Raw genomic sequence first — 25,676 nt, 5'->3', positions numbered from 1 at the left:
GCGCCCCGGCCCCCTCCAGAGGAAGTACTCCGATGAGCCCTCGGCCCGCCGACTCTCCCGCCCCCAAGGGCCGTAGTCGTCGTAACTTCGCGGGGGTGCGGCCCGTCATGGATGACGTGGCTCGGATGGCGGGGGTGTCCAAGCAGACCGTGTCCCGGGTGCTCAATGATCATCCCGCGGTGCGGGACGAGACCCGGGAGGCGGTGCGGGACGCCATGCGGGTGCTGGGGTACCGGCCCAGTGCCAGTGCCCGGTCGCTCGCCAGTGGGCGGACCCGCATGGTCGGGGTGATCTCCTTCGACGCGGCCCGCTACGGGCCCGCCAGCATCCTCACCGCCATCAACACCGCTGCCCAGAAGGCCGGTTACCTGCTCAGCTCCATCGCGCTCGACGACACGGCCGATCACGCCACCGTCGCCGAGGCCGTGCAGCGGCTGTCGACCGAGGGCGCGGACGGGGTGATCGCCCTCGCCCCGCAGCACCGGGTGGGGCAGGCGCTGGCCGAGACGCGGCTCGGCACTCCGCTGGTGGTCATGGAGAACGAGGTCAGGGGCGGCACCCCGCTCGCCACCGCCGACTCCCGGGGCGGCGCCCGCAAGGCCACCGTGCATCTGCTGGAGCTCGGGCACGCCACCGTGTGGCACATCGCCGGGCCGGCCGGCTGGACCTCCGCCGACCAGCGGGTGGCCAGCTGGCAGGACACGCTCAAGGCGGCCGGTGCCGAGATCCACCCGCCGCTCGTCGGCGACTGGAGCGCCGAGTCCGGGTATGAACTGGGCCGGGAGCTGGCCCGGCGCCCCGATGTCACCGCGGTGTTCGCCTCCAACGACCAGATGGCCCTCGGGCTGCTGCACGCCCTCCAAGAGGCGGGCCGCCGGGTGCCCGACGACATCAGCGTCGTCGGCTACGACGACATCCCCGAGGCCGCCCACTTCCTGCCCCCGCTCACCACCGTGCGGACGGACTTCGCCGAGATCGGCACCCGGCTGCTGCGGCTGCTGCTCGACCGGATCGACGGGCGCGCCGAGGGCGGTGAGACGGGGGGCGAGTCGATGATTCCCGTCGAGCTCGTCGTGCGCCGCAGCTCCGGAGCGCCGCCCCGCCGATGACGTTCGGAAGGGTGGGGAACGGCCCTGGTCGAACGCGGATGTGAAGCATCAAACGCGGAGGCGGAAGATGCCTCCGAGGCTTCTCAGGACTTTGTTGTGATCGGGGTCACAAAAGGTCTACCGTGAAAACGCTGGGAGGACTCCGCCGGGGGCGAGCCGATCGGAGGCGCGCCACCTGGCTCACCTCCGGGTGAGGGAAGTGATTGGGTTGTCCGTCTCCTGGGACGACATCGGTGGGCTCGTCGACGCCCACGAACGTTTCCTGGCCGGTGCGCGGGTCGACGCGGACGTCCGGGACTCCGTCCTGGACTCTTGGAAGCGGTGCCGCTCCGCGGGGCTCGAACCGGACCAGCTGCTGGTGCCCTACGCCGCCGACCTCACCCTCGACGACTCCTTCCTGCGCGCGGCCGACCCGGTCCTCGCGGGCCTCGCCGACTCGCTCACCGACGCCGGCACGACCATCGCCGTGTGCGACGGCCTCGGCCGCATGATCCAGCGGCTCGGCGGCGGACGGCGGCTGTGCGACCGGCTCGACGAGGTGCGGTTCGCGCCCGGCTTCGACGCCTCCGAGCACGTGGTGGGCACCAACGGTGTCGGCACCGCGCTCGCCGAACGCGGCGCCGTCTACGTCGTAGGCCGGGAGCACTTCGCCGACTGCCTCCAGCCGTTCGCCTGCGCGGGCGCCCCCGTCCGCAACCCGCTCAGCGGCCGCATCGAGGCCGTCCTCGACCTCACCTGTCTGCGCGACGAGGGCGACCCGGCCATGCTGCGGCTCGTCCGCGAGGCCGCGCACGCCATCGAGGCCAGGCTCCTCGACCAGGCCACGGAACGGGAGCGGGCGCTGCTCGCCGCGTACCGGCGGGCCGCCGGGGCGTCGGTGGAGTGGCGGCAGCCGGCCCACGGCACCGGCACCGACGGGGACGAGCTGGGCCGCGTCGACCGGGCCGTCCTGCGGGAGAAGGCCGAGGAACTCCTCGCCTCCCCGCACCGCACCCTCGACGAGGTCACCCTCTCCGGCGGCCGCACCGCCACGCTGCTGCGCCGTCAGGTCCAGGGCGCGGCGGGCGAGACGGGCGTCGTCGTCGAGGCCCGCATCCTCGGCAGCCCCCGGCTGCGTCAGCTGACCGTCACCACGCGGCCGGTGGCCGTCCAGGCCCTGCCCGTGACCGTCCCGCCCGTGCCGGCGCCGGCCCCCTCCCCGGCACCGGCACCCACAGCGACAGTGGCCGTTCCGCGGGGCGGCACCCTGCGGACGGTCGTACGGCCGGACGGGGACGGCGAGCGGGGCCCCGGCGGTGAAGCACCGTCACCCGGCCCGACACCGCTGCTCACCGACGCCCGCCTCCTCCTCGTGGGCGAACCCGGCGTCGGACGGCTCGCCGTACTCGCCCGGCGGCGGCTGGAGTTGCTGCACGACGCCGGGGTGCGCATCGGTACCACCCTCGACGTCACACGCACCGCCGAGGAGCTCACCGAGGTCACCGTCCCCCGGTTCGCCGACTTCGTCGCCGTGGACCTGCCCGACGCGGTGCTGCGCGGCGAGGAGCCGGGACCGCTCGGCGCGGACGTCCCGCTGCGCCGGGTCGCGCTGGGCGCCGTACACGAGGAATCGCGGCTGCACGCCGTCGGGGACACCGTGCGGTACGTCGCGTCGAGCCCGCAGGCCCGCAGCCTGGACGCCCGGCAGTCCGTGCTGGAGCCGGTGCCGCCCGGGGCCGGCGGGTGGTTCGCCCAGGACCCGGACCGCGGTGAGCGGATGCTCGCGGACGGCGTCCACTCCTTGATCACCGTGCCGCTGCGAGCCCGTGGCGCCACCCTTGGCGTCGTCGGCTTCTACCGCTCCGGCAAGACCGCGTCCTTCGAGGACGACGACCTCGCCCTCGCCCAGGAACTCGCCGGACGCGCGGCCATCTGCATCGACAACGCCCGCCGCTACACCCGCGAGCACAATACGGCGCTCGCCCTACAGCGCAGCCTGCTGCCGCGCGGCCGTCCCGAGCAGAGCGCCGTCGAGGTCGCCTACCGCTATCTGCCGGCGCAGGCCGGCGTCGGAGGCGACTGGTTCGACGTCATCCCGCTCTCCGGGGCGCGGGTCGCGCTGGTCGTCGGGGACGTCGTCGGGCACGGGCTGCACGCCGCCGCCACCATGGGGCGGCTGCGCACCGCCGTCCACAACTTCTGCTCCCTCGACCTGCCGCCCGACGACCTCCTCACCCACCTCGACGACCTCGTCGGCCGGCTCGACCGGGGCGAGGGCTGGGCGGCGGAGAACAGCCCCGACTCCGGGATCGTCGGGGCGACCTGTCTGTACGCCGTCTACGACCCGGTGTCCCGGCGCTGCACCCTCACCCGCGCCGGGCACCCCCTCCCCGCGGTCGTCGAGCCCGACGGCACGGTCACCTTCGTCGACCTGCCGTCCGCGCCGCCCCTCGGACTCGGCGGGATGCCCTTCGAGACGGTCGAGCTGGAGCTGGCCGAGGGCAGCCAACTCGTGCTCTACACCGACGGGTTGGTGGAGGACCGGCACCGCGACATCGACGCCGGTCTGGAGCAGCTCCGTACCGTGCTCGGGCGTGCCGGGCGGCCGCCGGAGGAGACCTGCGAGGCGGTCCTCGACGCGCTGCTGCCGGCCCGGCCGAGCGACGACGTGGCCCTGCTGGTGGCCCGTACGCACGCCCTGGACTCCGACCGGGTCGCCCAGTGGGACGTGCCCAGCGACCCGTCGGCCGTCTCCCGCTACCGCGCCGCCGTCACCGAACAGCTCGCCGCCTGGGGCCTGGAGGAGCTGTCCTTCACCGTCGAACTCGTCGCCAGCGAACTGGTCACCAACGCCATCCGCCACGCCACCGGCCCCGTCCAGCTGCGCCTGCTCCGCGACCGCGCCCTCATCTGCGAGGTCTTCGACGGCAGCAGCACCTCCCCGCGACTGCGGCGCGCGAGGAACGAGGACGAGGGCGGCCGCGGCCTCTTCCTGGTCGCCCAGCTCACCGAACGCTGGGGCACGCGCTACACCCCGGAAGGCAAGATCATCTGGACGGAGCTGCCGCTGCCATAAAGCCCGTGATCAGGCGCCTTCGCGCAGGTACAGGTCGCGCAGCAGGCCGATCTCGCCGCCGTGATGGGTGACCTCCTTCAGCGCGTGCAGCGCGAGCTTGAAGTAGGTCTCGTCGGCCCAGCCGCCGGGGCCGATACCGATCGGCTCCAGCAGACGCTTGTCGCCGAGGGCCGCGACACGGGAGATGAAGTGCTCCCAGTCCTCGGCGAGCGCCGCGACGCCCTCCTCCGCGGTGCCCGGCCACGCGTCGCGGTCGCCGTACTCGGGGGCGTCCTCGAAGAAGTGGATCACATAGCCGCGCAGGCAGAGGCTGCCTATGTGCCAGATGCGCCAGGCGATCGTCGTGACGGGGTCCGGTTCCTCCGGGCCCGATTCCGGGATGAGCGTGGCGACGCGGAAGACGCCGTCGTCGCCGGGGCGGATGCTGACGCAGTCGCTCACCGGCTCCCAGAGGTACTCGGCGTCGGTCAGGCCCTTCATCCGCTCGAACAGCCGGAACCGCACGTTCTCGAAGATCGCGAGAAGGTCCCGCGTGACGGGGTCGGTCACGGTCGTGTCAGCCATGTCAACTCCAGCGCTCGGTGGCCGATGACAACGCGGAGGTTGTCATCGCAGGTGAAGGATCAAGCTACCGGGAGCCCGTCGGGGCGTTGCGTGAGCGGAAGCGACACCGTGAAGACGGTCCTGCCGGGCTCGCTGGTCACCTCCACCGTGCCGCCGTGGGCCCGTACCAGGGAGCGGGCCACGGCGAGGCCGAGGCCGCTGCCGCCGCGGTCCCGGCTGCGGGCCTTGTCGACGCGGTAGAAGCGGTCGAAGACCCGCTCCCGGTCGGCGGGCGGGATGCCCGGGCCCGAGTCCGTGACCTCGACCCGTGCCCGGCCGGAGCCGGCCGACACCGTCACGCACACCGGCGTCCCGGCCGGGGTGTGCACGGCCGCGTTGGTGAGGAGGTTGTCCAGGACCTGGCGGATGCGGTGCGGGTCGACCCGCAGCGCCACCGACTCCGGGCCGTCCGCCAGCGTCAGCGGCCGGTCCGGGTGCGCCGCGCGGAACGCGTCCGCCGCGTCCTGGACCAGCGCCACCAGATCCGTGTCCACCGGCCGCAGCGGGGTCTCCACCTCCGCCGCGTCCAGGCGGGCGAGCAGCAGCAGGTCGTCCAGGAGGACGCCCATGCGGGCCGCCTCGGCCCGGAGCCGGGCCAGGTGCTTGTCCCGTTCCTCGGGGGCGTTGGCGGCGGCGTACTGGAAGAGGTCCGCGTAGCCCCGTACCGACATCAAAGGCGTCCGCAGCTCGTGCGAGGCGTCCGCGACGAAACGGCGGAGCCGCTGCTCGGCCTCCGAACGCACCGCGAGGGAGCGGTCGATGTGCTCCAGCATCGAGTTGAACGCGGTCCGCAGCTCCTCGACCTCCGGGCCACCGCCCTTGCGGTCGGCGCGCAGCGGCAGCCGGGCCGCCGACTCGGTCAGGTCGTGCGAGGCGATGCCGTGCGCGGTGGACGCCATGTCGCTCAGCGGTTTCAGCCCGCGCCGCAGCACCTTCCGGCCGAACAGCACCAGCGCCAGCAGGGCGAGGCCGAAGGCGACGACCTGGACCGTGATCAGCTGCCCCACGGTGTCGTCGATGTCGTCCATGGGTGCCGCGCTGACCAGGATCACCCCGGGCTCGACCTCGCAGGCACGCAGCCGGTACTCGCCCGCGCCCGCCAGATGCTCGGTGCGCGTCACGTCCGTGTTCGCGGCGGTCTTGGCCTCGGCCACCGCCGTGAACTCGTCGACGTCCTTCGGCAGGTCGGTGGGGTCCTCCGGCGTGCGCAGGACCGCGGCGCCGTCCTTCACGTCGTACACCGCGTAGTACCAGCGCCAGTACTTCTTGCCCGCCAGGGTCCCGGACTCCGCGATGCTCTTGGACTGGGCGACCTGGGCGATCGACAGCTGTTCGTTCAGCTGGTTCGACAGATAGTCGCGCATGTACGTCGTCAGGACCGTGCCCACGACACCGAACACCACCAGCGCCAGCGCCCCGAGGCCCAGCGCGAGCCGGGTGCCGAGCCGCATCCGCCGGTACGCCGAGCGCAGCCGCCCGATCACTCCGAGGCCTGCCGGATGACGTACCCGAAGCCCCGCACGGTCTGGATCAGCGGATCGTCACCCGTCTCGTCGAGCTTGCGGCGCAGCCGGCTGACGACCAGCTCGACGACGTTCGAGCGACCCCCGAAGCCGTACTCCCACACATGGTCGAGGATCTGCGCCTTGGTCAGCACGGTCGGCGACTTGCGCATGAGGTAGCGCAGCACCTCGTACTCGGTCGGGGTGAGCGTGAGCAGCTTGCCGCCGCGCCGCACCTCGCGGGTGTCCTCGTCCATCGTCAGGTCCGCGACCCGCAGCACCGAGCGCTGGAAGCCGGGGCCCGCCGCGCGCCGCAGCACGGTCCGCAGCCGGGCCATCAGCTCCTCCACCGCGAACGGCTTGACCAGGTAGTCGTCCCCGCCCCGGGTCAGCCCCGCCACCCGGTCGGCGACCGCGTCCCGGGCGGTCAGGAACACCACCGGCACCATCGTCCCCGAGCGCCGCAGCCGGTCCAGGACCCCGAAACCGTCGAGGTCGGGCAGCATCAGGTCGAGCACCACGATGTCCGGGTGGAACTCGGCGGCACGGCTCAGCGCCTCCTCACCGGAGTTCGCGGTGACCGCCTCCCAGCCCTCGTAGCGGGCGACCGTCGCCACGAGGTCGGCGATCGGCGGGTCGTCGTCCACGACGAGGAGGCGTACTTTTTCCACCCGTTCATAGTGCGGCACGCGGCCCCACAGACCAGAGCCGTATCCTCCCCGGGGCCACATCGATAACCACTTGAAAGTTGTACGACAGCAAATCGACAGGTCGCGCAAGCGAAGCTCGAGTCCCAGGCCCCGATCAAGGAGCTCCGTTCCGTGACGACGACCGTCAAACCGCCCACCGCGCCCCCCACGGCGATACGGCCCAAAGTGGTGGCCCGCACGGGCCTGTACGCCGTACTCGCCGCGAACGTGGTCGCCGTGGCCGTCTTCTTCGCCCAGGCCGGGTTCGCCGCCTCCAACGCGCTCGTCGTGCTGGGCCGCCTCTTCGGCCTCTACGGCGCCCTCCTCATGGCCTTCCAGCTGCTGCTCGTGGCCCGGCTGCCGTGGCTCGATCGCCGCATCGGCATGGACCGGCTGACCTCCTGGCACCGCTGGACCGGCTTCGGCATCCTCTGGACGCTCCTCGCGCACGCCGTCTTCATCGCCTTCGGCTATGCCGAGGGCACCGACGTGGGCCCCATCGGCACGATCGTCGACCTCGCCGAGACCACCGAGGGCGTGCTCCGCGCGGTCGTCGCGCTGGGGATCATCATCGTCGTCGGCGCTGTCTCGGGCCGCTGGGCCCGGCGCCGGCTGGCCTACGAGACCTGGCACTTCATCCACTTCTACACGTACGTCGCCGTGGTGCTCGCCATCACCCACCAGGTCGCGGTCGGTACGACGTTCACGTCGTCGTCCGTCGCCAGGACGTACTGGTACGGCGTGTGGACCGTCGCCCTCGGTGCGGTCGTCCTGGGCCGCGCGGTGCTGCCGCTGTGGCGGAACCTGCGCCACCAGTTCCGTGTCGAGGCCGTCGTCCCCGAGTCCGACAACGTCGTCTCGATCTACATCACCGGCCGCGACCTCGACAAGCTGCCCGCCCGCGCCGGCCAGTTCTTCCTGTGGCGGTTCCTGACCAAGGACCGCTGGTGGCAGGCGAACCCCTTCTCCCTGTCGGCAGCCCCCGACGGCCGCACGCTGCGGCTCACCGCGAAGGCCGCCGGCGCCGGCAGCGCCGCCCTCCGCCACGTCAAGCCCGGCACCCGCGTCTTCGCCGAAGGCCCCTACGGCGCCTTCACCGCCCTGCACCGCACCCGCCCGGAGTCGGTCCTCATCGCCGGCGGCGTCGGCGTCACCCCCATCCGCGCGCTCCTCGAAGAGCTGCACGGCCACGCGGTCGTCATCTACCGCGTCGCCACCGACCGCGACGCCGTCCTCTACGACGAGCTGCGCGAGCTCGCCCACGCCAAGGGCGCCGAACTGCACCTGGTGACCGGCCCGGTCCAGCCCGACAGGCTGGCCCCCGCCGAACTGCTGCGCATGGTCCCCGACATCGCCGACCGGGACGTCTTCCTGTGCGGGCCGCCGCCGATGATGAGCGCGGTGCTGGCCAACCTGCGCGAGCTGGACGTGCCCAAGGCGCAGACCCACTTCGAGCGCTTCAGCCTGGCGGGATGAGGAAGAGATCGTGAAGCGAGCCATACCTGTAGTCGTCCTCAGCATCGCGGGCCTGGTCCCGGTCTGGCGCTACGAGCCGTCGATCGGCGGCGGTACGTCGACGACGGAAGCCGCACCGGCCCCGTCCACGTCCTCGTCCGCCTCCGGGGGTTCGTCGTCGGGCACGGTCGTCAAGGGGACGACCGTGAACACCGAGAAGGGCCCGGTGGAGGTCCAGGTGACCTTCCAGGGCGAGAAGATCACCGCGGTCAAGATGCTCCAGCAGCCGAACCATCCGCAGACGACGGCGGCGGTGCCGAAGCTGATCGCGGCGACCCTCGAGGCGCAGAGCGCGGACATCGACACCGTGTCGGGCGCGACGATCACGAGTGACGCGTACAAGGAGTCCCTCCAGGCGGCGATCGACGAGAACGCGAAGTCGGCGGCGACCTCCTCCCCCTCCCCGACGGTTGCCGCCTCCCAGACGATCGACGGCTCGGCGCTGAACACCGAGAAAGGCCCCGTCCAGGTCCAGGTGACCTTCGAGGGCGACAAGATCAGCGCCGTGAAGATGCTCCAGCAGCCGAACCATCCGCAGACGACGGCGGCGGTGCCGAAGCTGATCGCGGCGACCCTCGAGGCGCAGAGCGCGGACATCGACACGGTGTCCGGTGCGACGATCACGAGCGACGCCTACAAGGAGTCCCTCCAGGCCGCGATCGACGCGAAGGGCTGATCTTGCACAGGGTCGAACACGTCATGGGCTTCCCGGTGTCGTTGCGCGTCGACGACGAGGGCGACTTCGAGCCGGCCGGGGACAGGGTCTTCGCCTGGCTGCACGAGGTCGACGCCCGCTTCAGCCCGTTCAAGCCGGACAGCGAGGTGTCCCGCCTTGGCCGCGGCGAACTGGCGGAGTCGGAGGTCAGCGGCGACCTCCGACTCGTGCTCGACCTGTGCGAGCACTACCGCGTGGCGACGGGCGGCGCCTTCGACGTCCGCCTGCCGGGGCGGGGGCTCGACCCGTGCGCGGTGGTGAAGGGGTGGTCGGTGCAGCGTGCGGCGGAGCTGCTCGCATCGGCGGGCGCGCGCCGCTTCGTCCTGAACGCCGGCGGCGACGTGGTCGCCGCCGGCGGACCCTGGCGTGTGGGCGTACGCCACCCCGAACACGCCGACAAGCTGTGCACGGTGCTGTCGCTGACGGACGGCGCGGTGGCGACGTCCGCCCGCTACGAGCGGGGGGACCACATCATCGACGGGCGTACGGGGCGTCCGGCTACGGGGTTGCTGAGCTTGACGGTGGTCGCTTCGTCGTTGACGGAGGCGGACTCGGTGGCTACGGCGGCGTTCGCGATGGGGGTGGAGGGGGTGGACTGGGCCGCCTCCTTGCCGGGCGTGGAAGTGTTCGCGGTGGACGCGGAGCGCAAGGTGCTGCGGACGTCGGGGTTTCCGACGGCGGAGGCCGAGAGCCGTTCTTGAGCCCTACAAGTTCTCCTGCCTCTCCTGAGCGGCGAGCACCTCTTGCAGGGCCGCGTGGCGGAACTGGTAGACGGAGCCGTTGCGGCGGAGCACGCCGAGGGCGTGAGCTTCCTCCAGGAACCTCATCAGGCGCGTCGGCCCCCGCCGGGTCAGGGCCAACGAGCCGACGACGACGTAGTAGCGGGGCGACGCTCTGCCGCGCAGCATCAAGGCGACCACCGGCAGGGCGATGATCATGACGGCCCAGAGCAACACGGCGGGATTCCAGGCCCCTGTCGCCAAGAAGGCGGCCACGGCGGCCGCGCCGGCGAGGTTCGGCAAAAGCAGCGCCGCGCGCCGGTCCAGACGCAGGCTCTGCCGCGGGCTGACGGCGTCAGCCGCCTCCCGCCGACGGCCGGGCAGTGGCAGGAGCGCCCAGCGAGGCCGCGGTGATCGCGCGGTGGTGAGGACCACCAGAGCCAGGAACGCTCCCGTGACCGCGAGGTAGAAGACACGGGCACCTCCGTCGAGGGCGAGGCCCACGCTGAGCATCGGTGCCATCAGGATGAGAGCGGCGCCTCCGAGCCAGAGCCGCAGCGCCAGGGAGCCGTACACCCGGTGCAGCTCCCACCAGGCGAAGTCGCGCGTATGGAGTCGGTCCATGTGCCTCGCCAGGAAGGTCAGCCAGCGACTGGCCCGGTCGGGTGGTGTGCGGGTGGGACCGCTGAACCGGTAGACGGCGGGAATGAAGCCGTCGAGCAGGTGACTCTGGACCTGGGCGGAGTCGGGGAACTCCAGCAGCTCCCTGGGGTCGGTCGAGGGGTCCCGGTAGACCTCCATGGCCATACGGAGCATGAACGGCGTGCTCAGGGCCCGTGCCAACGGGTGGGACGGCTGGTCGAGCAGGCGGTTGAAGACCGGGCCCCACCGGATGTCCCCCGGCAGCAGCTCCTGTGAGAGATAACGGACCGCCTCGTACGTCTGGAGGGGTTCGAGTTCCAAGACCGAAGCCCTCCGCAACGGGCGGCCGCCCCGGCGGACGACGGTCTCGTACTCCCGGGTGCGCGAGGTCAGCACATACATGCTCGCAGGAGCGCGGTTCAACGCCTCGATCGCCATGGCGCGGCTCTCGCTGGGGAGTTCGTCCAGTCCGTCGAGGAACGGCAGAACCCAGCCCTCGTCCACCAGCCGCGCCAGGACGCCGGAGCCCAACTCGGCCGAGAGCACCGGGTGATCCGTCCGCACGCGGTCGATGATCCAGCCGGTCAGTGTCCGCTCGCGCGGATCCCACGAGGCCAGCGGCAGCATCAGCGGTACCGCGACGCGTCCGTCCGGCCTCCCCATCTCCAGCAGGGTGGTCGCCAGTTGGTAGGCGGCCGTCGTCTTGCCCGACCCTGGCGCTCCGAGCAGCACGAGTCGCCCGTCCGGCACTGTGTCGAAGAGGCTGTGGGGGTCGCGCAGCAGGTCGCCGGAGGACCTGGGCATGCGTCCGAGGTCGGAACGGGACACCACCCGGCGGCTGAGGGACCAGCGGAGCGGCAGCGGACGGCGGTCGTCGAAGTCGCGCCGTTTCAGCTCCTCACGCAGGTCCCGCCGCACAGCCATGGCCAGCGCCTCGGCCGCCCTGGCAAGTTCCGGCTCGAAGACCGACGGCCCCCAGCTCGGCTCCTCGTCGACCGGAGCGCGCACCACCACGGCCTCCTCGGTCACCGTACGCCGGTTGATCAGCTCGGCCACAGGCCCCACCCCCGCGGCCGTCAGCTCGGCGGCCTCCACGCGCCGGGGCGGCACCAGGAAGTCGGGCAGATCGTCGGGCGAACCGCCCGGCAATGTGATGGCAAGGAAGCGGTCCGGATAGGCGTAGTACACGTCCCCGAGATGGGTGGCCTCCTCGTCCGGCAGATCGCGGTATCCCGGCGACGACACCAGCAACACCAGCTCTGCGCTGAGGAGTTGATCCCGCAGTCGATGCGGCCAGTCCTCCCCGCGCTGTCCCGGCGGCAGCTCCAGCCGTGCGTCGATGCCGTGGCCGCGCAGCAGGAACCACAGTTCGCGTACGGCCTCGAAGTGGTCGGGGGAGTCGTAGGCGTAGGTGATGAACACCCGTCTGCCCGGCCGCTCGGGGTCACGCGGTGTCGCCGCCCCTTCCTCGGGTACGGCGCGCTTGAACTGTTGCAGCAGCCCTCGGCGCTCCGGCTCCTCCAGCGGCCTGACCTGGGTGACCTCCCGGTCGGTGAGGTAGGAGACCAGTCGCTCCGACGACGCGAGCAGGCTGGCGGGGTGCAGGGGCTCGTCCCTGATGGGCGCGAGGAGCTCCTCATAGGCGTAACTGGGACTGTACGGCACCTCGACGGCACCCCAGTAGGCATCGGGATCCGGCACATGGGACAGGTAGCGTCCGAACGTGGCCTGCGCATAACGGCGCCCCTGCTCCAGCCGGTCCGCCTCGCCCCCATCGACCCGCATCGGCACCGGGAACATCCGCAGTTGGCTGCCCGCCCGCTGCCGGTGCACCGACGCGGCTACCGCCTCCGCGCCGTCGATGGCCTGGTTGCTCAGGGTGAAGCAGTTGACCAGGATGTCCGGGAGCTGGACGGTGCAGATGCCCGCGGTGTCGCTGAGTCCCGTACGGCTGTCGATCAGGACGTAGTCGTAGTGCTCCCGCATGCTGCGTTTGAGGGCCTCGATGAAGCCGCCGCCGCCGAGCCGCTCGTAGAAGTTGTTCCAGTCGAAGGTGCTGACGAGCGACGAGTACAGATGGTCCTGGCGACCCGCGGGGACGAGGTCGATGGAGCCCGGTTCGAGGAAGTCGTACTCGACGGACATGGCGTACGGCTGGATCGCGGCGAGGGGCTCGTGCCAGTCGGGCTCGTCCGGGGTGGCCGGGTCCGTGGCGGCCGTCGCGAACTCCCACACCATGTCCATGATTCCGGGCGAGGAGCGCAGTTCACTGTCGGGGAGGAAGGGGTGGAAGTAGCGGTGCAGGCCCGGCGCTTCGAGGTCCCAGTCCACGACCAGGACCCGCTTGCCCCGGGAGGCCAGGATCCAGGCCGCGTTGGCCAGGGCCATGGTGCGCCCGGTGCCGCCCTTGTACGAGTAGAAGGTGACGATCCGCGCCCTCAACGCCCCAGCCCTCCCGGTCCGGTGAGCGCCGGCCGGAACTGCGGCCCGGCCGGTTCGACCCGGCGGACGACCGAGGCCATGCGCATGATGCGTCCCTGGATCTCGATGAGCACCTGGCCGAGGACCCGCTCGAAGTCCGCCATCGACGGCAGGTCGCCCCGGAATGCGCCGCCGCCCGCCTCGATCCAGTGGCCCAGACTGGCGTAGAGCCGGTCGTAGAGCTGATTGCCCTGCGGTCCCTTGCGCAGCTCGTCGAGGTCCGAGGGCACCAGGATGACGGAGTTGCTCGACCGGCGGACGTTCAAGCGGGCGAACAGCTGCTGGAACAAGGGTAGTTCGGTCGATCTGGGGTCGACGATCAGTACGACCAGGCACTGGCGATCAGCCGGCCCCTCGAGGAGCGTGAACAGCGAGTCGTCGGCGGGCACCACCTGTGACTCCATCTCCCGGGCGACGGCGACGCCCTGCGCGCGTACGACGATACTGAGCGACGACGCCGGGTGGTACGGCCGCCAGTCCACCAACTCATCTCCGTACAGGTCGAGTTCGGTCGGCGTCAGGTGCGGCATGTCGTCCCGTCGACCGACCGCCACGACGAAGACCACCTTTCTGGCACCGCCGCCGGTTCGCGGGGCGGGGAGCTGCCCGCCCGCCGGCGCGGCGGGCGGTTCGGCCGGAGCGAACGCGTTGGGCAGGGAGAGCAGGTCGGGGACCCGAAAGGGGTCCGGGGGAGTCTCCGCCGCCTTGAGGATCATGTCGGTGTAGCGATCCAGGAAATCCTCGTAGTCGTCTTTGTAACGGCGTTGCCGGACGAGGGTTCTGAGTCCGTACTTCTTGTACTCCGTGCTGAACGCGTCCCTGGGATCGTGCAGATCACCGGCCACGGGCGGGAGTTCGCCCCGTGGGGGCAACCACCACACCGGAACGACGCTCTTCGGCCGGACCCCGTTGGCCTCCTGGTGCGCGGTCAGGCGGGCCGCGAACGCGGACCACTCCTGGCCGCTCACCTCACTGGCGAAGTAGAACGGTGAGTAGGCCGGAACGAAGACCTTGCAGTGCGCCAGGTTCTCGCTCAGCATGTCGGCCCACAACTGCCCGCTCTGCCCCTCCCGGTCCATGAAACCCACCGAGTCAGGGGGCAGGCCGCCCTGAGTGGACACTTCGCGGCACAGGCGTTTGTAGAAGCGGTTCAAGTACGGGTCCACGAGATCCTTGCGCGCATAGCTGAAGAAGAAGAGCGCCACCTGACCCCACTCGCCGTCGATGCCCGTCCGGTGGCGAGACCCTACTGGAAAACGCCGGGGCGGACCGCAGGTCGCGGTCCGCCCTCGGTTCGTACCGTGGGTCAGCCGACGTCCGAAGCGTCCAGCCGGTACAACCCGCTGTAGTCCGACACCGCCGTGCCGTTCTTCTTCACCCACGTCGAGATCTCGGAGTTCGACGAACCCTGGCCGCTGTCGCTGATCACGATGTAGTGCAGCTTGCCTGCCTTCACCAGGGTCTTCAGCTTGGCGAGGGTCATTGCGTCGTCGCTGCCGGACCAGCCGCCCATGGAGATGACCGGCTCGCCGGACTCCAGGATGATTGAGGACGCCGTCTGGTCGGTGGCGACCGCGACCAGCCAGGTGGCGCCGTCCTGGTGCTTCTTCAGGTACGTGATCATCGCCGAGGAGACCTGGGTGCCTCCGCCGCCCATGCCGCCACCGGTGCTGCTCTCAGACCGGGAGGCGTTGGCCGTTCCGCCTGGAGCCTCGCCGCTCGGGGCCTCCCCGCTCGGGCGCTCACCGCCGCCACCCATACCGCCCCCGCCACCCATACCGCCACCCGTGTTCGGACCCGCCGTCGGGTTCGTGCCGTTGGTGCTCGCCGTGGTCGCCGCCGACACCGAGTACGCGGCGGGGCCCGCCAGCAGGGCCACGATCGCGGCCAGCGCCGCGAAGCCCATCAAACGGTGCCGCTTCGTGAAGCGGCCCAGCAGCAGACCCAGCACCGCCGCCGCACCCGCGACCCCGGCGACGACCTCCGCCACCGTGTACAGCGTTCCGGAGCCCGACACTCGCTGGAGCAGGACGACCGCCCAGACCGTGCTCGCGGCGATGGCGGACGGCAGCACCCAGCCCCACTTCGCCGCCGAACCCTCCACGAAGGCCCGGTACAGCATGACCGCGCCGATCCCGGCCAGCGCCGCGACACCCGGAGCCATCGCCGTGACGTAGTACGGGTGGAACGTGCCCTCCGCCAGCGCGAACGTCAGGTAGTGCAGGACGAACCAGCCGCCCCACAGCAGCACCGCCGCCCGCCTGGCGTCCGTCCGCGGCGCGCGCCCGCGCAGCACCAGGCCCGCGACCAGCGCCACCAGCGCGAACGGGATCAGCCACGAGATCTGGCCGCCCATGATGCTGTTGAACAGCCGGTACAGCCCCGCCTCACCGCCGAAGCTCGCCCCGTTGCCCTGCGAGCCCACCGACGAACTCGCCCCGAAGATCCGGCCGAAGCCGTTGTAGCCGATGACCAGGTCCCACACCGTGTTGTCGGTCGAGCCGCCGATGTAAGGGCGGGAGGAGGCCGGGATCAGGTCCACGACCACCATCCACCAGGCGCTCGACACCACCAACGCCACCGTGCCGACGACCAGGTTGCGGACACGGCGGCCCAACGAGCCGCGCGCCGCCCACAGATAGACGACGAAGAACGCCGGCAGCACCACGTACGCCTGCATCATCTTCGTGTTGAACGCGAAGCCGATCGCCACGCCGGACCACACCAGCGGCAGCAACCGGCCCGTGCGGACGGCCTTCAGCAGCGCCGCCGCGCCCAGCAGCATCAGGAAGACCAGGATCGGGTCGGGGTTCGTGTCCCGGTTGATGGCGACCGTGATGGGGGTGAGCGTGAGCGCGAGGGCCGCGATCGAGCCGGCCACCGCGCCGAAGTCCCGCTTGACCATGCGGTACAGCAACGCCACCGAGCCGACCCCCACAGCCACCATCGGCAGCGCCAACTGCCAGGTGCCGTACCCGAAGAGGCGGGCCGACAGGCCCATCACCCAGAGGGCGAACGGGGGTTTGTCCACCGTGATGAAGCTGCCCGCGTCCAGGGCGCCGAAGAAGAACGCCTTCCAGCTCTGCGTGCCGCTGTAGACGGCCGCGTCGTAGAAGGAGTTGCCGGTGACGGAGGACAGGTTCCAGGCGTACAGGGCCGTCGCCAGGACCAGGATCGCCCAGAGGACGGGGCGGGCCCAGCGGGGGTCGTCGGGCGCGCCGGTGAACACGCGGCGCAGGCGGTCGCTGCGGGCCGGGGGAGCGGCGCGGTGTCCGCGCTCTCGGGCCGGCGGTGGGGCGAGGGTCGTCATGGCGGTGACGATCCGGGCCGTGTCTGGGGGAACGCTGAGCCGGCCCTGAGGGAAGAGTGAGAATCAGCGGACTCACAGATCACGCACAGCGAGCGGATCACGCACAGCGAGCGGATCACGCACGGCGAGCAGATCACGCACGGCCAGCACGGCGTCTTCGCAGGTCCGAAACATGACGGGTCTAGACTCACCGGAACGGCCGGTCCCACCGGGGCCGAAAGCGGGCAACTCCTGCCAGACCCGAAGGGTATTCGGCGTTTTGATACGGATAGATTCAGTCACCAAGCGGTACCCGGACGGCACGGTGGCGGTCGACCGGCTCTCGTTGGAGATACCCGACCGCTCCATCACGGTCCTCGTCGGACCCTCGGGCTGCGGCAAGACCACCACCCTGCGCATGATCAACCGGATGATCGAGCCCAGCGAGGGCACCATCCTCATCGACGGCCAGGACAGCCGGCAGCAGCCGGTCAACACCCTGCGCCGGTCCATGGGTTACGTCATCCAGAACGCCGGCCTCTTCCAGCACCGCACCATCGTCGACAACATCGCGACCGTGCCCCGGCTGCTCGGCTGGAAGAAGGACAAGGCCCGCGAGCGCGCCCGGGAACTCATGGACCGGGTCGGCCTCGACGCCTCGCTCGCCAAGCGGTACCCGTACCAGCTCTCCGGCGGCCAGCAGCAGCGCGTCGGCGTCGCCCGGGCGCTCGCCGCCGACCCGCCCGTCCTCCTCATGGACGAGCCGTTCTCCGCCGTCGACCCCGTCGTGCGCAAGGGGTTGCAGGACGAACTGCTCCGCATCCAGGCCGAGTTGGGCAAGACCATCGTCTTCGTCACGCACGACATCGACGAGGCCGTCAAGCTCGGCACGATGGTCGCCGTACTACGCACCGGCGGCAAGCTCGCCCAGTTCGCCCCGCCCGCCGAGCTGCTGTCGCACCCGGCGGACGAGTTCGTGGAGGACTTCCTCGGCGCGGACCGGGGTGTCAGGCGGCTCTCCTTCTTCCCGTCCACGGGGCTGGAACTGACCATGGCACCCGTCGTCACGGCGGGCGGCGGTACCGAGGGGGCGTCCGTCGACGCCGAGTTCCTTCTGGTGACGGACGCCGACGGCAGGCCGCTCGGCTGGACCAAGCCGGAGGACCTCGCCACGGACGGCCAACTGCTGCCCTACGGACGCCCGTTCGTCGTCGGCACCGACTCGCTGCGGGCCGCCCTGGACTGCGCGGTGCTCTCGCCCACCGGATGGGCCGTCGCCGTGGACGCGGACGGCAAGGTGACCGGCGTGGTGTCCCAGCAGACGATCGCCCAGGCGATCCGGGGCGCCCACGACGAGGGCCGTACCGACGCGGACGCGAAGGTCACCGGATGAACTGGGACCGCCTCTTCGACATCCCCAGCGACCTCCAGCACAGCTGGCTCGGACTGGTCGGCCTGCATCTGCGCGAGGCCCTCCTCCCGGTCCTCGCCGGGCTGCTGATCTCGCTCCCGCTGGCCCAACTCTGCGTCCGCTTCCGCTGGTTGTACCCGCCGGTGCTCTGGGTGACCACCATCCTCTACGCGATCCCCTCGCTGGCCTTCTTCGTCCTCCTCATCGACTACACCGGCCAGACCGAGCTCACGGTGATGATCCCGCTCACCGTCTACAGCCTCGTCGTGCTGGTCCCGGCGATCGTCGACGGCGTCCGCTCGGTCCCGCAGGAGACCCTCGCCGCCGCGACCGCCATGGGCTTCGGACCCGTACGCCGTTACGTCCAGGTCCAGTTGCCGATCGCGGTGCCCGCCATCATCGCGGGCCTCCGCGTCGCCACCGTGTCCAGCATCAGCCTGGTCAGCATCGGCAGCATCATCGGCAACCAGGGCGCCCTCGGCAATCTCATCAACGACGCCAACATCTACAACCGGCCCGAGCTCGCCGTGAACGCCGTGCTCAGCATGGCGCTCCTCGCGCTCCTCGCCGACGGCACCCTGGTCGTCGTACGACTGGTGCTGACGCCGTGGATGCCGCGCCGGGTGACGCGTACGCGGACGAAGACGAGTGCGACCGCGACTGCGACTGCGACTGCGAAGGAAGTCTGGTGAACCTGTTCCACTTCATCGACGCGTTCTTCAGCGACAGCGCGCACTGGCACGGCTACGACGGCATCCCCACCCGGCTCGCCGAACACCTCGGCTACACCCTGGAGGCGCTGGGCCTCGCCGTCCTGATCGGGCTGCCGGTCGGCCTGGTCACCGGCCACTACGGCCGGGGCGGCAACGCCCTCTCCCTCATCGCCACCGCATGGCGGGCGCTGCCCACCTTCGGTCTGCTGGTGCTGCTGACCCTGCTGTACGGGTTCGGACTGATCAACGTCATGGTGCCGCTGGTCGTGCTCGCCGTGCCGCCCATCCTGGTCACCACGTACGAGGCGATGCGCTCCGTCGATCCCTCGCCGGTGGACGCGGCGCGGGGCATGGGCATGAGCGAGGCCGGGGTGCTGTTCCAGGTCGAACTCCCGGCCGCGCTCCCGCTGGTGCTGAGCGGCATCCGTTCCGGCGCCATCCAGATCGTCTCGACGGCCACCATCGCCGCGTACGTCGGACTGGGCGGGCTCGGGCGGTTCATCATCGACGGGCTCTACCAACGGGACTACGAGAAAGTCGTGGGCGGCGCCACGCTGGTCGCCGGCATGGCGCTGGCGACGCTCGCCGTGTTCTGGGCGGTGGGGCGGGTCGCGGTGTCGGCGGGGGTGCGGCGCAGCGGTTGAACGCCGCGCCGCCACCCGTCAGTTGGACAGGGACGTGAACATGCCCGGTTCGTACGAACCGCCCAGGTTGTTCACGATCACGTTCATCCGGGTCGCCGCGTTGATCAGGGAGATGACGCAGACCAGCGCACCCACCTCGTCGTCGTCGAAGTGCTTGCGCACCTCGGCCCAGGTCTCGTCCGTGACGCCCTGGGCCGAGTCGGCCAGCCGCGTGCCCTCCTCGGCGAGCGCCAGCGCGGCCCGCTCGGCCTCCGTGAACACCGTGCTGTGCCGCCACGCGGAGACGAGGCCGAGGCGCAGCACGCTCTCGCCCGCGGCGGCCGCCTCCTTCATGTGAATGTCCACGCAGAAGCCGCAGCCGTTGATCTGCCCGACCCGCAGTTCCACCAGCTCCCGCAGGCTCTTGGGCAGCGTGGACTCCTCCAGAGCCAGGGAGACGTTGTAGAAGCGCTTGGCGATCTTCGCGGCGGTCGGGCTGTCGAACAGGTTGAAACGGGGTTCCATGACGTCGTCCTCACGGTGGGATGCGCTTGACGAACACGAGACGCCGCCCGCCCGAGCCCTGTGACGGCGCCGGGTTGTGACGTGGACCATAGGCAGCGGTTGTCACAGGACCGCCGGGAGCGGCGTCTTGTGCGTATGGACCCACAGGACGCCACCGAGGCCTTCGTCGCCCACCGCAACCTGCTCTTCACCGTCGCCTACGAGATGCTCGGCTCCGCCGCCGACGCCGAGGACGTCCTCCAGGAGACCTGGCTGCGCTGGGCGGACGTCGACCACGAGACGGTCCGCGAGCCGCGCGCCTACCTGGTCCGTACGACCACCCGCCAGGCCCTGACCAGGCTGCGCACCCTGCGCCGCCGCAAGGAGACCTACGTCGGCCCCTGGCTGCCCGAACCGCTGCTCACCGCCCCCGACGTCGCCGAGGACGTCGAACTCGCCGACAGCGTCTCGATGGCGATGCTGCTGGTCCTGGAGACCCTGACGCCGACCGAACGCGCGGTGTTCGTGCTGCGCGAGGTGTTCGACCTGGGGTACGACGAGATCGCGGAGGCCGTCGAGAAGAGCCCGGCGGCGGTGCGGCAGATCGCGCACCGGGCCCGGGCCCATGTCGCGGCCCGCCGCCCGCGCGAGATCGTCTCCCCGGCCGAGACCCGGGGCGTCCTGGACGCGTTCCGCGGCGCCGTCGAGACCGGCGACCTCCAGGGGCTGCTGGACCTGATCGCACCGGACATCGTCCTGCTGGCCGACGGCGGCGGCGTCGTGCAGGCCGCGCCCGCGCCCATCGTCGGCGCCGCGCAGGTGGCCCGGGTGCTCGGCAACATCACCGGCACGCTGTCGATGCGGCCCACGCGGGTCAACGGCTACCCGGCGCTCACCCTCTTCCAGGACGGCGCCGTCCACAGCGTCATGGCGGTGCGCATCGACGACGGCCGGATCACCGGCCTGTACGCGGTGCGCAACCCCGAGAAGCTGTCCCGCCTGGACCGGGAGACCGCGGTGAGTCGCTGAGGGGGTCAGGACTCGGTGCGGGCCAGTGCCAGTTCGAGTACGACGAGCAGGGCGTCCCGCACCGATCCGGTCTCGCGCGCGTCGAAGACGACGACGGGGACGTGGTCGGCGACGTCGAGCGCCCAGCGGACCTCGTCCAGGGTGTGCTCGACCTTGCCGTCGAAGGCGTTGGCGGCGACCGCGAACGGGATCCGCTTGTGCTCGAAGTAGTCGACGGCGGCGTAGCAGTCGTCGAGCCGCCGGGTGTCGACGATGACCAGCCCGCCGACCGCGCCCTCGACGATGTCGTCCCACATGAACCCGAACCGCTCCTGCCCGGGCGTGCCGAACAGATACAGCTTCAGGGTCGGGTCGATGGTGATGCAGCCGAAGTCCATCGCGACCGTCGTCGTGGTCTTCTGCGGGGTGAGCGAGAGGTCGTCCACGCCCGCCGCGACCTCGGTGATGGCCGCCTCGGTGGTCAGCGGCTCGATCTCGGAGATCGAGCCGACGGCGGTGGTCTTGCCCACGCCGAAGCCGCCCGCGATCACCATCTTGACCGGCAGCGGCGGTCGTACGGCGGCCGGTTCAGCCGTTGTCGCCGTTGTCACGGAGTACCTTCCCGGAGTCGGGGATGGCGCGCAGGCCATCGATCAGTCTGCGCAGGACGGAAGCGTCGTGCGTGGCTTCGGAGTCGGGCACGTGCACCGTCAGCCGCCCCTCTTCGCGCAGGTCCTCGGCGAGGACCCGGACCACGTTGAGATGCAGCCGCAGCCGGGCCGCGAGCTCCGCGATGGACTGCGGACGGCGGCAGGCGGCGACGATGTCGTGCTGTTCGAAGGAGAGCCCGTCGAGCGCGCCGAGACCCTCGATGGTGGCCACCACCTGGGTCTCGACGGGCATCGCCCGCCCGGTCGGACCGGCCGCCACCCGGCCGGCGGTGACCAGGAACGGCCGTACGGCGGGGGCGGGGCCGACCGGGTCGTCGCCCGGGGGTGGGGAGCCGTCCGCCATGGAATGTGTCCGTCCCGGTCTACAGCGCCGACGGTGAGCCGACGCTGTTCTTCAGCGCGAGCACCAGCTGGGGGCTGAGCGCGCTGCCGGCCCGGTTGGCGAACACCGTCATCTCGTAGGCGATGTTGCCGAGCTTGGCCTCCTTGTCGGTGACCACGCCGAGGACGGCACCGCTGCCGATCGCGGAGACCAGGACGTGGCCGCCCTCCAGGTCGATGATGACCTTGTTGAGGCCGCCGAGCCCGTAGTTGCCGGAGGCGCCCGCCGCCAGACTGGTGATGCCGGAGACGATCGCGGCGAGGCGTTCGGAGTCGGCGTGTTCGCGGAGTTCGGAGACCGCGATGAGCAGTCCGTCGGAGGAGACGGCGATGGCGTCGACGACGCCCGCGGTCTCGGTCGCGAAACGATTCAACAGCCAGGTGAAGTCGGCTGCGGCGGCCTTGAGTTCGGCCGAGATCGGCTCACTCACTGCTCCGCTCCTTCCGGGAGGTGGTTCTGGTCTTGCGGGGTGGAGGGTGCCTCGGGCACCACGACGTTGTGCGTGCCCGTGTCGCGGTGGGCGCGTTCCACGGCGGCCTCGAACTCGTCGAGGGCGGAGCGGACGGCCTCCGCGTCGGCGGGGCGGGCCTCCTGCCGTACGACCGGCTCGGCGACCGTGCCGGTGGTGGTGTGGAGGGTGGCGCCGCGGACGCGGCGGCGCAGGGGACGGGAGGCGCCCGGGGCGTCGGCGACGGGCGCTTCGCCGCTGCGGGCCGCGGGGATGAGGGGGGTCTCGTCGGAGGCCTCGCGGCGGGGAATCCGGCGGGGCAGCGGGCCCGTGGGGTCGTCGGACGCGGGACGCGGACCGGTGTCGGTGTGCTCGGCCGCCGGGGTCGTCGCGGTCGGCGCTGCCACGGCCGCCGCCGGTAGCAGCAGCGAGGACGGCAGGGTCACCTCGGCCGTGACGCCGCCGCCCGCGGTGCGGGTCAGGGCGACGGAGATCTCCCAGCGCCGGGCGAGCGTGCCGACCACGAAGAGACCGAGCACCTTGGTGGGGACGAGATCGAGGCGTTCGCGGCGCACCAGGCGGGCGTTCTCCTCGGCGAGCCGGTCGGCGCTCATGCCCAGGCCGTGGTCCGCGACCACGATCACGGCGCCCTCGGACGCGTTCTGCACGGTCACCTCGACCGGGCTGCCCTCGGGCGAGAACGACACGGCGTTCTCGACGAGTTCGGCGACCATCAGGGTCAGGTCGCCGATGACGTCCGGCTCGACCATGACCTCGCTGCGGGCCTGGAGCTGGACCCGGCGGAAGCCCTCGATCTGCCCCAGCGCGGCCCGTACGACGTTGGTGAGCGCGGCAGGGCCGGAGCCGAGGCCGGTCTCGCGGATGCCGGCGAGCAGCATCAGGCTGTCGGCGTTGCGGCGCAGGCGGACCGCGATGTGGTCGATGCTGTAGAGGCGTTCGAGGAGCTCGGGGTCGGTCTCGCCGCGCTCCACGGCGTCGATCAGCGCCAGCTGCCGGGAGGTGAGGTTGCTGACCCGGCGGCCGACGTTGCCGAACATCTCGGCGACGTTGCGGCGGCTGAGGACCTGGCGCTGGAGCAGGGCGACCGCGGTGGTCTGCACGTGGTTGAAGGCCTCGGCGAGGTCGCCGATCTCGTCGCGCGCGGTCACCGGCACCTCGCCGAGCCGCGGCGGGGCGTCGTCCTCGGCGTCGTCGTCGGCGACCCGGGCCAGCTCGCGCTCGGCGACGTCGGCGACCTGCCGGGCGGCGCCGGTCAGCGCCTGCACCGGGCGGACCACGGAGCGCCGTACCGCCACCGAGAGCGCGAACCACAGGAGGAAGCCGAGGAGGGCGAGGCCCAGCAGCAGGACGGCGTTGTGCAGGGCGTCGGCGGAGGCCTCGTCGGCGCGGTCGGCGATCTGGTCGATGAGGGAGGTGGTGATGCCGAGCCGGATGCTGGCCTGCTTGCGGTACGACGGGTAGGAGTCGAAGGCGGTGCGGAACGCGTCGCGGATCTCGGCGGGGGAGCCGGCCTGCAGGGAGCTGGGGTCGATCTGGAGTTCGGCGTACTGCTCGTTGATGACGGCCTGGGCGCTGTTGTGCTCGATGCCGGCGAGCTGCTCGGCCTGCGCCTCGGTGGCGAACCGGGCGAAGCGGTCGGCCTGGTGGGTGTACTCGTCGTGGGAGCCGATGGCGCCGATGAACTCGATGAGTGCGTTGGAGTCGCCGGTCGTGGCGGAGAAGACGCCGGTCTCGAAGGCGCTGTGGGCGGCGTCGGCGCGCAGCAGCGAGTCGAGGAGGTTGCCGGTGAAGGTGGCCGCGAGGGCGGAGTTGCGGTCCAGGCCGAGGCCGTCGATGAGGGCCTTGGCGGCGCTGGTGTAGGCCGGGTCGATGTTGTCGGCGGGGAGGTAGGCCTGCTCGACGGTGTTGCGCAGGCTCTCCAGGCCGTCGATCTCCTTGAGGGCCTGGGCCTCCTCGGCGGGGAGCCGGCCGCCGAAGGCCTCGCGGACCTTCTGGACCTGCCGGTCCACGGCGACCTGTGCGTCGCGGTAGGCGTCCTGGGAGGGGGTGCCGCCGTCGTTGGTGGCCTCGTGGCGCACGGAGAGCAGGATCGCCTGCTGGTGCTCGGCCTCCAGCCGGTCCACCAGCGTCGCGACCTCGCTGCTGTCCCGGACCAGCCGGGCCGCGTCCGAGGCGTCCGTGGACCGGCCGACCTGGTCGGTGATGAGGTAGGCGAGCAGCACCGCGACCACGGTCAGCGGCACGCCGACCAGCAGGTTGAGCTTGCGCCTGAAGGTCCAGCGGTCGGTGAAACCCCGTATGGACAACAGGCCTCCTTCATGACCGATTCTGATCGCTCGCCAACAAACCGGAGACTACCGTCTCCCAGGGATGTGGATCATGTTCGCCTGTGTCAAGAATCCATTACGGGCCGGGCGCGCCGCCTTGCGGGTCGCTTAACTTGTTGTTCACAACAGGCAACATATCGACGCCAATTGGTGACCGGGCATCTCTTGACTGATCAAGAACTGGCTGGATTGGATCAGTGCACGTGTTTGTCCCGCACCAACTCCTGTCTTTATCTCTGTCTCTCATCAGCCCACACAGCCCGGAACGGGAATCGTGACTTCCAACGCCCCACGCAGCAGGTCCCTTCGGAAGCATCCCGGCGCGATGGCCGTCGCGCTCGCCGCCTCGGCGGCCCTGCTCGCGGGATGCGGCTCCGACGACGGTTCCGACCCTCTGGCCGAGGACACCGGCAAGGCGGCGAGCGGCGACACGGTCGTCGTCGGCTCCAACAACTTCGCCGAGAGCATCCTGCTCGCCGACATCTACGGCGAGGCCCTGAAGGCCAAGGGCATCAAGGTCACTTACAAGCCCAACGTCGGCTCCCGTGAGGTCACTTACGGGCTGCTGAAGAACGGCTCCATCACCGTCCTGCCCGAGTACAACGGCTCGCTGCTGTCGTACCTCGACGCCAAGGCGGAGCAGAAGTCGGCCGACGAGGTCAACACGGCCGTCAAGGCCAAGCTCGACAGCAAGCTGACGCTGCTGGAGTCGTCGCCCGCCGAGGACAAGGACTCCGTCAGCATCAACGCGGAGACCGCCAAGAAGTACAGCCTCACCGGCGAGTCCACCCTCGCGGACCTCAAGGACGCGGCCCCCGAGATGGTGATCGGCGGCTCGCCCGAGTTCCAGACCCGGCAGCAGGGCCTGAAGGGCCTGGAGTCGGTGTACGGGCTGAAGTTCAAGTCCTTCAAGGCGCTCGACGCGGGCGGCCCGCTGACCGTGGCGGCACTGACGAAGAACACCGTGCAGGCCGCGGACATCTTCACCACCGACCCGAACATCACGAAGAACAAGTTCGTGGTCCTCCAGGACCCGGAGAACCTCTTCGGGTTCGCGAACGTGACCCCGCTGGTCTACAAGAGCGGCCTCTCCCAGGAGGGCGTGGACGCACTCAACGCGGTCTCGGCGAAGCTGGACACCAAGACGCTCCTCGACCTGGACTCCCAGGTGCAGCTGGACAACAAGGACCCGCTGGACGTCGCGAAGGACTGGCTGAAGACGGCCGGTCTGGCGTCCTGACGCCGGTCA

The 25,676-nt window shown here is 71.0% G+C and carries 21 protein-coding genes; 10 read left to right on the top strand and 11 right to left on the bottom strand.

Annotated features, from left to right (window positions below; all coding sequences use genetic code 11):
* Window positions 1-32: 32 nt before the first annotated feature.
* Together IQ210_RS20825 and IQ210_RS20820 are read left to right on the top strand one after the other, a co-directional pair.
* A complete protein-coding gene (locus tag IQ210_RS20825; protein ID WP_194080570.1) occupies window positions 33-1,109 on the top strand; it encodes a LacI family DNA-binding transcriptional regulator in 1,077 nt (358 codons plus the stop codon).
* A 199-nt stretch (window positions 1,110-1,308) separates the two neighbouring features.
* Entirely contained in the window at window positions 1,309-4,164 is a 2,856-nt protein-coding gene (locus tag IQ210_RS20820; RefSeq protein ID WP_322656388.1) for a SpoIIE family protein phosphatase, read from the top strand.
* Between the two features lie 9 nt (window positions 4,165-4,173).
* On the opposite strand, the gene IQ210_RS20815 is transcribed toward IQ210_RS20820, so the two are convergent.
* Genes IQ210_RS20815 through IQ210_RS20805 form a run of 3 tightly spaced genes read right to left on the bottom strand, consistent with a single transcriptional unit; the run spans window position 4,174 to window position 7,000 of the window.
* The gene (locus IQ210_RS20815) at window positions 4,174-4,728 is read right to left on the bottom strand and encodes a DinB family protein (protein WP_194080569.1); all 555 of its coding nucleotides are present in this window, start codon (window positions 4,726-4,728) and stop codon (window positions 4,174-4,176) included.
* 59 nt (window positions 4,729-4,787) lie between these two features.
* The gene (locus IQ210_RS20810; RefSeq protein ID WP_194080568.1) at window positions 4,788-6,251 is read right to left on the bottom strand and encodes a sensor histidine kinase; all 1,464 of its coding nucleotides are present in this window, start codon (window positions 6,249-6,251) and stop codon (window positions 4,788-4,790) included.
* Window positions 6,248-7,000, bottom strand: coding sequence for a response regulator transcription factor (locus IQ210_RS20805; protein WP_228048103.1), 753 nt, complete (start codon window positions 6,998-7,000; stop codon window positions 6,248-6,250). Before IQ210_RS20805 ends, IQ210_RS20810 begins: the two co-directional genes overlap by 4 nt.
* 90 nt (window positions 7,001-7,090) lie before the next feature.
* Between IQ210_RS20805 and IQ210_RS20800 the strand changes: the two genes are divergently transcribed.
* Genes IQ210_RS20800 through IQ210_RS20790 form a run of 3 tightly spaced genes read left to right on the top strand, consistent with a single transcriptional unit; the run spans window position 7,091 to window position 9,889 of the window.
* Window positions 7,091-8,434: a ferredoxin reductase family protein gene (locus IQ210_RS20800; RefSeq protein WP_194080566.1), complete on the top strand. Its 1,344-nt coding sequence runs from the start codon at window positions 7,091-7,093 to the stop codon at window positions 8,432-8,434.
* 10 nt (window positions 8,435-8,444) lie between these two features.
* Window positions 8,445-9,149, top strand: coding sequence for an FMN-binding protein (locus tag IQ210_RS20795; protein WP_194080565.1), 705 nt, complete (start codon window positions 8,445-8,447; stop codon window positions 9,147-9,149).
* A 2-nt stretch (window positions 9,150-9,151) separates the two neighbouring features.
* A complete protein-coding gene (locus IQ210_RS20790; protein ID WP_228048102.1) occupies window positions 9,152-9,889 on the top strand; it encodes an FAD:protein FMN transferase in 738 nt (245 codons plus the stop codon).
* A gap of 3 nt (window positions 9,890-9,892) precedes the next feature.
* Here IQ210_RS20790 and IQ210_RS20785 read toward each other — a convergent pair whose 3' ends face one another.
* The 3 genes from IQ210_RS20785 to IQ210_RS20775 all read right to left on the bottom strand — a co-directional run bounded on the left by IQ210_RS20785 (window position 9,893) and on the right by IQ210_RS20775 (window position 16,340).
* Complete coding sequence (locus IQ210_RS20785) at window positions 9,893-12,991, bottom strand: KGGVGR-motif variant AAA ATPase (RefSeq protein WP_194080564.1); 3,099 nt, start codon at window positions 12,989-12,991, stop codon at window positions 9,893-9,895.
* Window positions 12,988-14,235, bottom strand: a complete 1,248-nt coding sequence (locus tag IQ210_RS47925) for a TIR-like protein FxsC (RefSeq protein WP_194080563.1) — start codon at window positions 14,233-14,235, stop codon at window positions 12,988-12,990. The genes IQ210_RS20785 and IQ210_RS47925 overlap by 4 nt, the downstream gene beginning before the upstream one ends.
* 101 nt (window positions 14,236-14,336) lie before the next feature.
* Window positions 14,337-16,340 carry an ArnT family glycosyltransferase gene (locus tag IQ210_RS20775; protein ID WP_194080562.1) on the bottom strand — a complete coding sequence of 668 codons (2,004 nt, stop codon included), beginning with the start codon at window positions 16,338-16,340 and terminating at the stop codon, window positions 14,337-14,339.
* A gap of 259 nt (window positions 16,341-16,599) precedes the next feature.
* Here IQ210_RS20775 and IQ210_RS20770 point away from each other — a divergent pair, with 259 nt between their 5' ends.
* From IQ210_RS20770 to IQ210_RS20760, 3 genes are read left to right on the top strand one after another with little or no spacing between them, the layout of a single operon-like run.
* A complete protein-coding gene (locus IQ210_RS20770; RefSeq protein ID WP_194080561.1) occupies window positions 16,600-17,712 on the top strand; it encodes an ABC transporter ATP-binding protein in 1,113 nt (370 codons plus the stop codon).
* Window positions 17,709-18,422 carry an ABC transporter permease gene (locus IQ210_RS20765; RefSeq protein WP_194080560.1) on the top strand — a complete coding sequence of 238 codons (714 nt, stop codon included), beginning with the start codon at window positions 17,709-17,711 and terminating at the stop codon, window positions 18,420-18,422. The genes IQ210_RS20770 and IQ210_RS20765 overlap by 4 nt, the downstream gene beginning before the upstream one ends.
* Entirely contained in the window at window positions 18,419-19,087 is a 669-nt protein-coding gene (locus tag IQ210_RS20760; RefSeq protein WP_194080559.1) for an ABC transporter permease, read from the top strand. The genes IQ210_RS20765 and IQ210_RS20760 overlap by 4 nt, the downstream gene beginning before the upstream one ends.
* Window positions 19,088-19,105: 18 nt before the next feature.
* Here the strand turns inward: IQ210_RS20760 and IQ210_RS20755 are convergent, their stop codons facing one another.
* Entirely contained in the window at window positions 19,106-19,591 is a 486-nt protein-coding gene (locus IQ210_RS20755; protein WP_194080558.1) for a carboxymuconolactone decarboxylase family protein, read from the bottom strand.
* Between the two features lie 135 nt (window positions 19,592-19,726).
* Here IQ210_RS20755 and IQ210_RS20750 point away from each other — a divergent pair, with 135 nt between their 5' ends.
* Window positions 19,727-20,599 carry an RNA polymerase sigma-70 factor gene (locus IQ210_RS20750; protein WP_194080557.1) on the top strand — a complete coding sequence of 291 codons (873 nt, stop codon included), beginning with the start codon at window positions 19,727-19,729 and terminating at the stop codon, window positions 20,597-20,599.
* 5 nt (window positions 20,600-20,604) lie between these two features.
* On the opposite strand, the gene IQ210_RS20745 is transcribed toward IQ210_RS20750, so the two are convergent.
* Genes IQ210_RS20745 through IQ210_RS20730 form a run of 4 tightly spaced genes read right to left on the bottom strand, consistent with a single transcriptional unit; the run spans window position 20,605 to window position 24,406 of the window.
* Complete coding sequence (locus IQ210_RS20745; RefSeq protein ID WP_390897611.1) at window positions 20,605-21,228, bottom strand: GTP-binding protein; 624 nt, start codon at window positions 21,226-21,228, stop codon at window positions 20,605-20,607.
* Window positions 21,167-21,592, bottom strand: a complete 426-nt coding sequence (locus tag IQ210_RS20740; protein WP_194080556.1) for a DUF742 domain-containing protein — start codon at window positions 21,590-21,592, stop codon at window positions 21,167-21,169. Before IQ210_RS20740 ends, IQ210_RS20745 begins: the two co-directional genes overlap by 62 nt.
* A 19-nt stretch (window positions 21,593-21,611) precedes the next feature.
* Window positions 21,612-22,061, bottom strand: coding sequence for a roadblock/LC7 domain-containing protein (locus tag IQ210_RS20735; RefSeq protein WP_059195579.1), 450 nt, complete (start codon window positions 22,059-22,061; stop codon window positions 21,612-21,614).
* Window positions 22,058-24,406: a sensor histidine kinase gene (locus tag IQ210_RS20730; RefSeq protein WP_194080555.1), complete on the bottom strand. Its 2,349-nt coding sequence runs from the start codon at window positions 24,404-24,406 to the stop codon at window positions 22,058-22,060. Before IQ210_RS20730 ends, IQ210_RS20735 begins: the two co-directional genes overlap by 4 nt.
* A 295-nt stretch (window positions 24,407-24,701) precedes the next feature.
* On the opposite strand from IQ210_RS20730, the gene IQ210_RS20725 reads away from it, so the two are divergent.
* On the top strand, window positions 24,702-25,667 hold the full coding sequence (locus IQ210_RS20725) for an ABC transporter substrate-binding protein (protein WP_194080554.1): 966 nt from the start codon (window positions 24,702-24,704) through the stop codon (window positions 25,665-25,667).
* Window positions 25,668-25,676: the final 9 nt, after the last annotated feature.

The organism is Streptomyces justiciae, from assembly GCF_015163075.1.
GTDB lineage: Bacteria > Actinomycetota > Actinomycetes > Streptomycetales > Streptomycetaceae > Streptomyces > Streptomyces justiciae.
This window is presented reverse-complemented; position numbering and strand designations above follow the sequence as displayed.

Bases quoted from the DNA above. Each gene is read 5' to 3' on its own strand.
- IQ210_RS20825 (WP_194080570.1), top strand. From the start codon at position 33: ATGAGCCCTCGGCCCGCCGACTCTCCCGCCCCCAAGGGCCGTAGTCGT.
- IQ210_RS20815 (WP_194080569.1), bottom strand. From the start codon at position 4,728: ATGGCTGACACGACCGTGACCGACCCCGTCACGCGGGACCTTCTCGCG.
- IQ210_RS20805 (WP_228048103.1), bottom strand. From the start codon at position 7,000: ATGTGGCCCCGGGGAGGATACGGCTCTGGTCTGTGGGGCCGCGTGCCG.
- IQ210_RS20775 (WP_194080562.1), bottom strand. From the start codon at position 16,340: ATGACGACCCTCGCCCCACCGCCGGCCCGAGAGCGCGGACACCGCGCC.
- IQ210_RS20765 (WP_194080560.1), top strand. From the start codon at position 17,709: ATGAACTGGGACCGCCTCTTCGACATCCCCAGCGACCTCCAGCACAGC.
- IQ210_RS20755 (WP_194080558.1), bottom strand. From the start codon at position 19,591: ATGGAACCCCGTTTCAACCTGTTCGACAGCCCGACCGCCGCGAAGATC.
- IQ210_RS20750 (WP_194080557.1), top strand. From the start codon at position 19,727: ATGGACCCACAGGACGCCACCGAGGCCTTCGTCGCCCACCGCAACCTG.
- IQ210_RS20745 (WP_390897611.1), bottom strand. From the start codon at position 21,228: ATGGCCTGCGCGCCATCCCCGACTCCGGGAAGGTACTCCGTGACAACG.
- IQ210_RS20740 (WP_194080556.1), bottom strand. From the start codon at position 21,592: ATGGCGGACGGCTCCCCACCCCCGGGCGACGACCCGGTCGGCCCCGCC.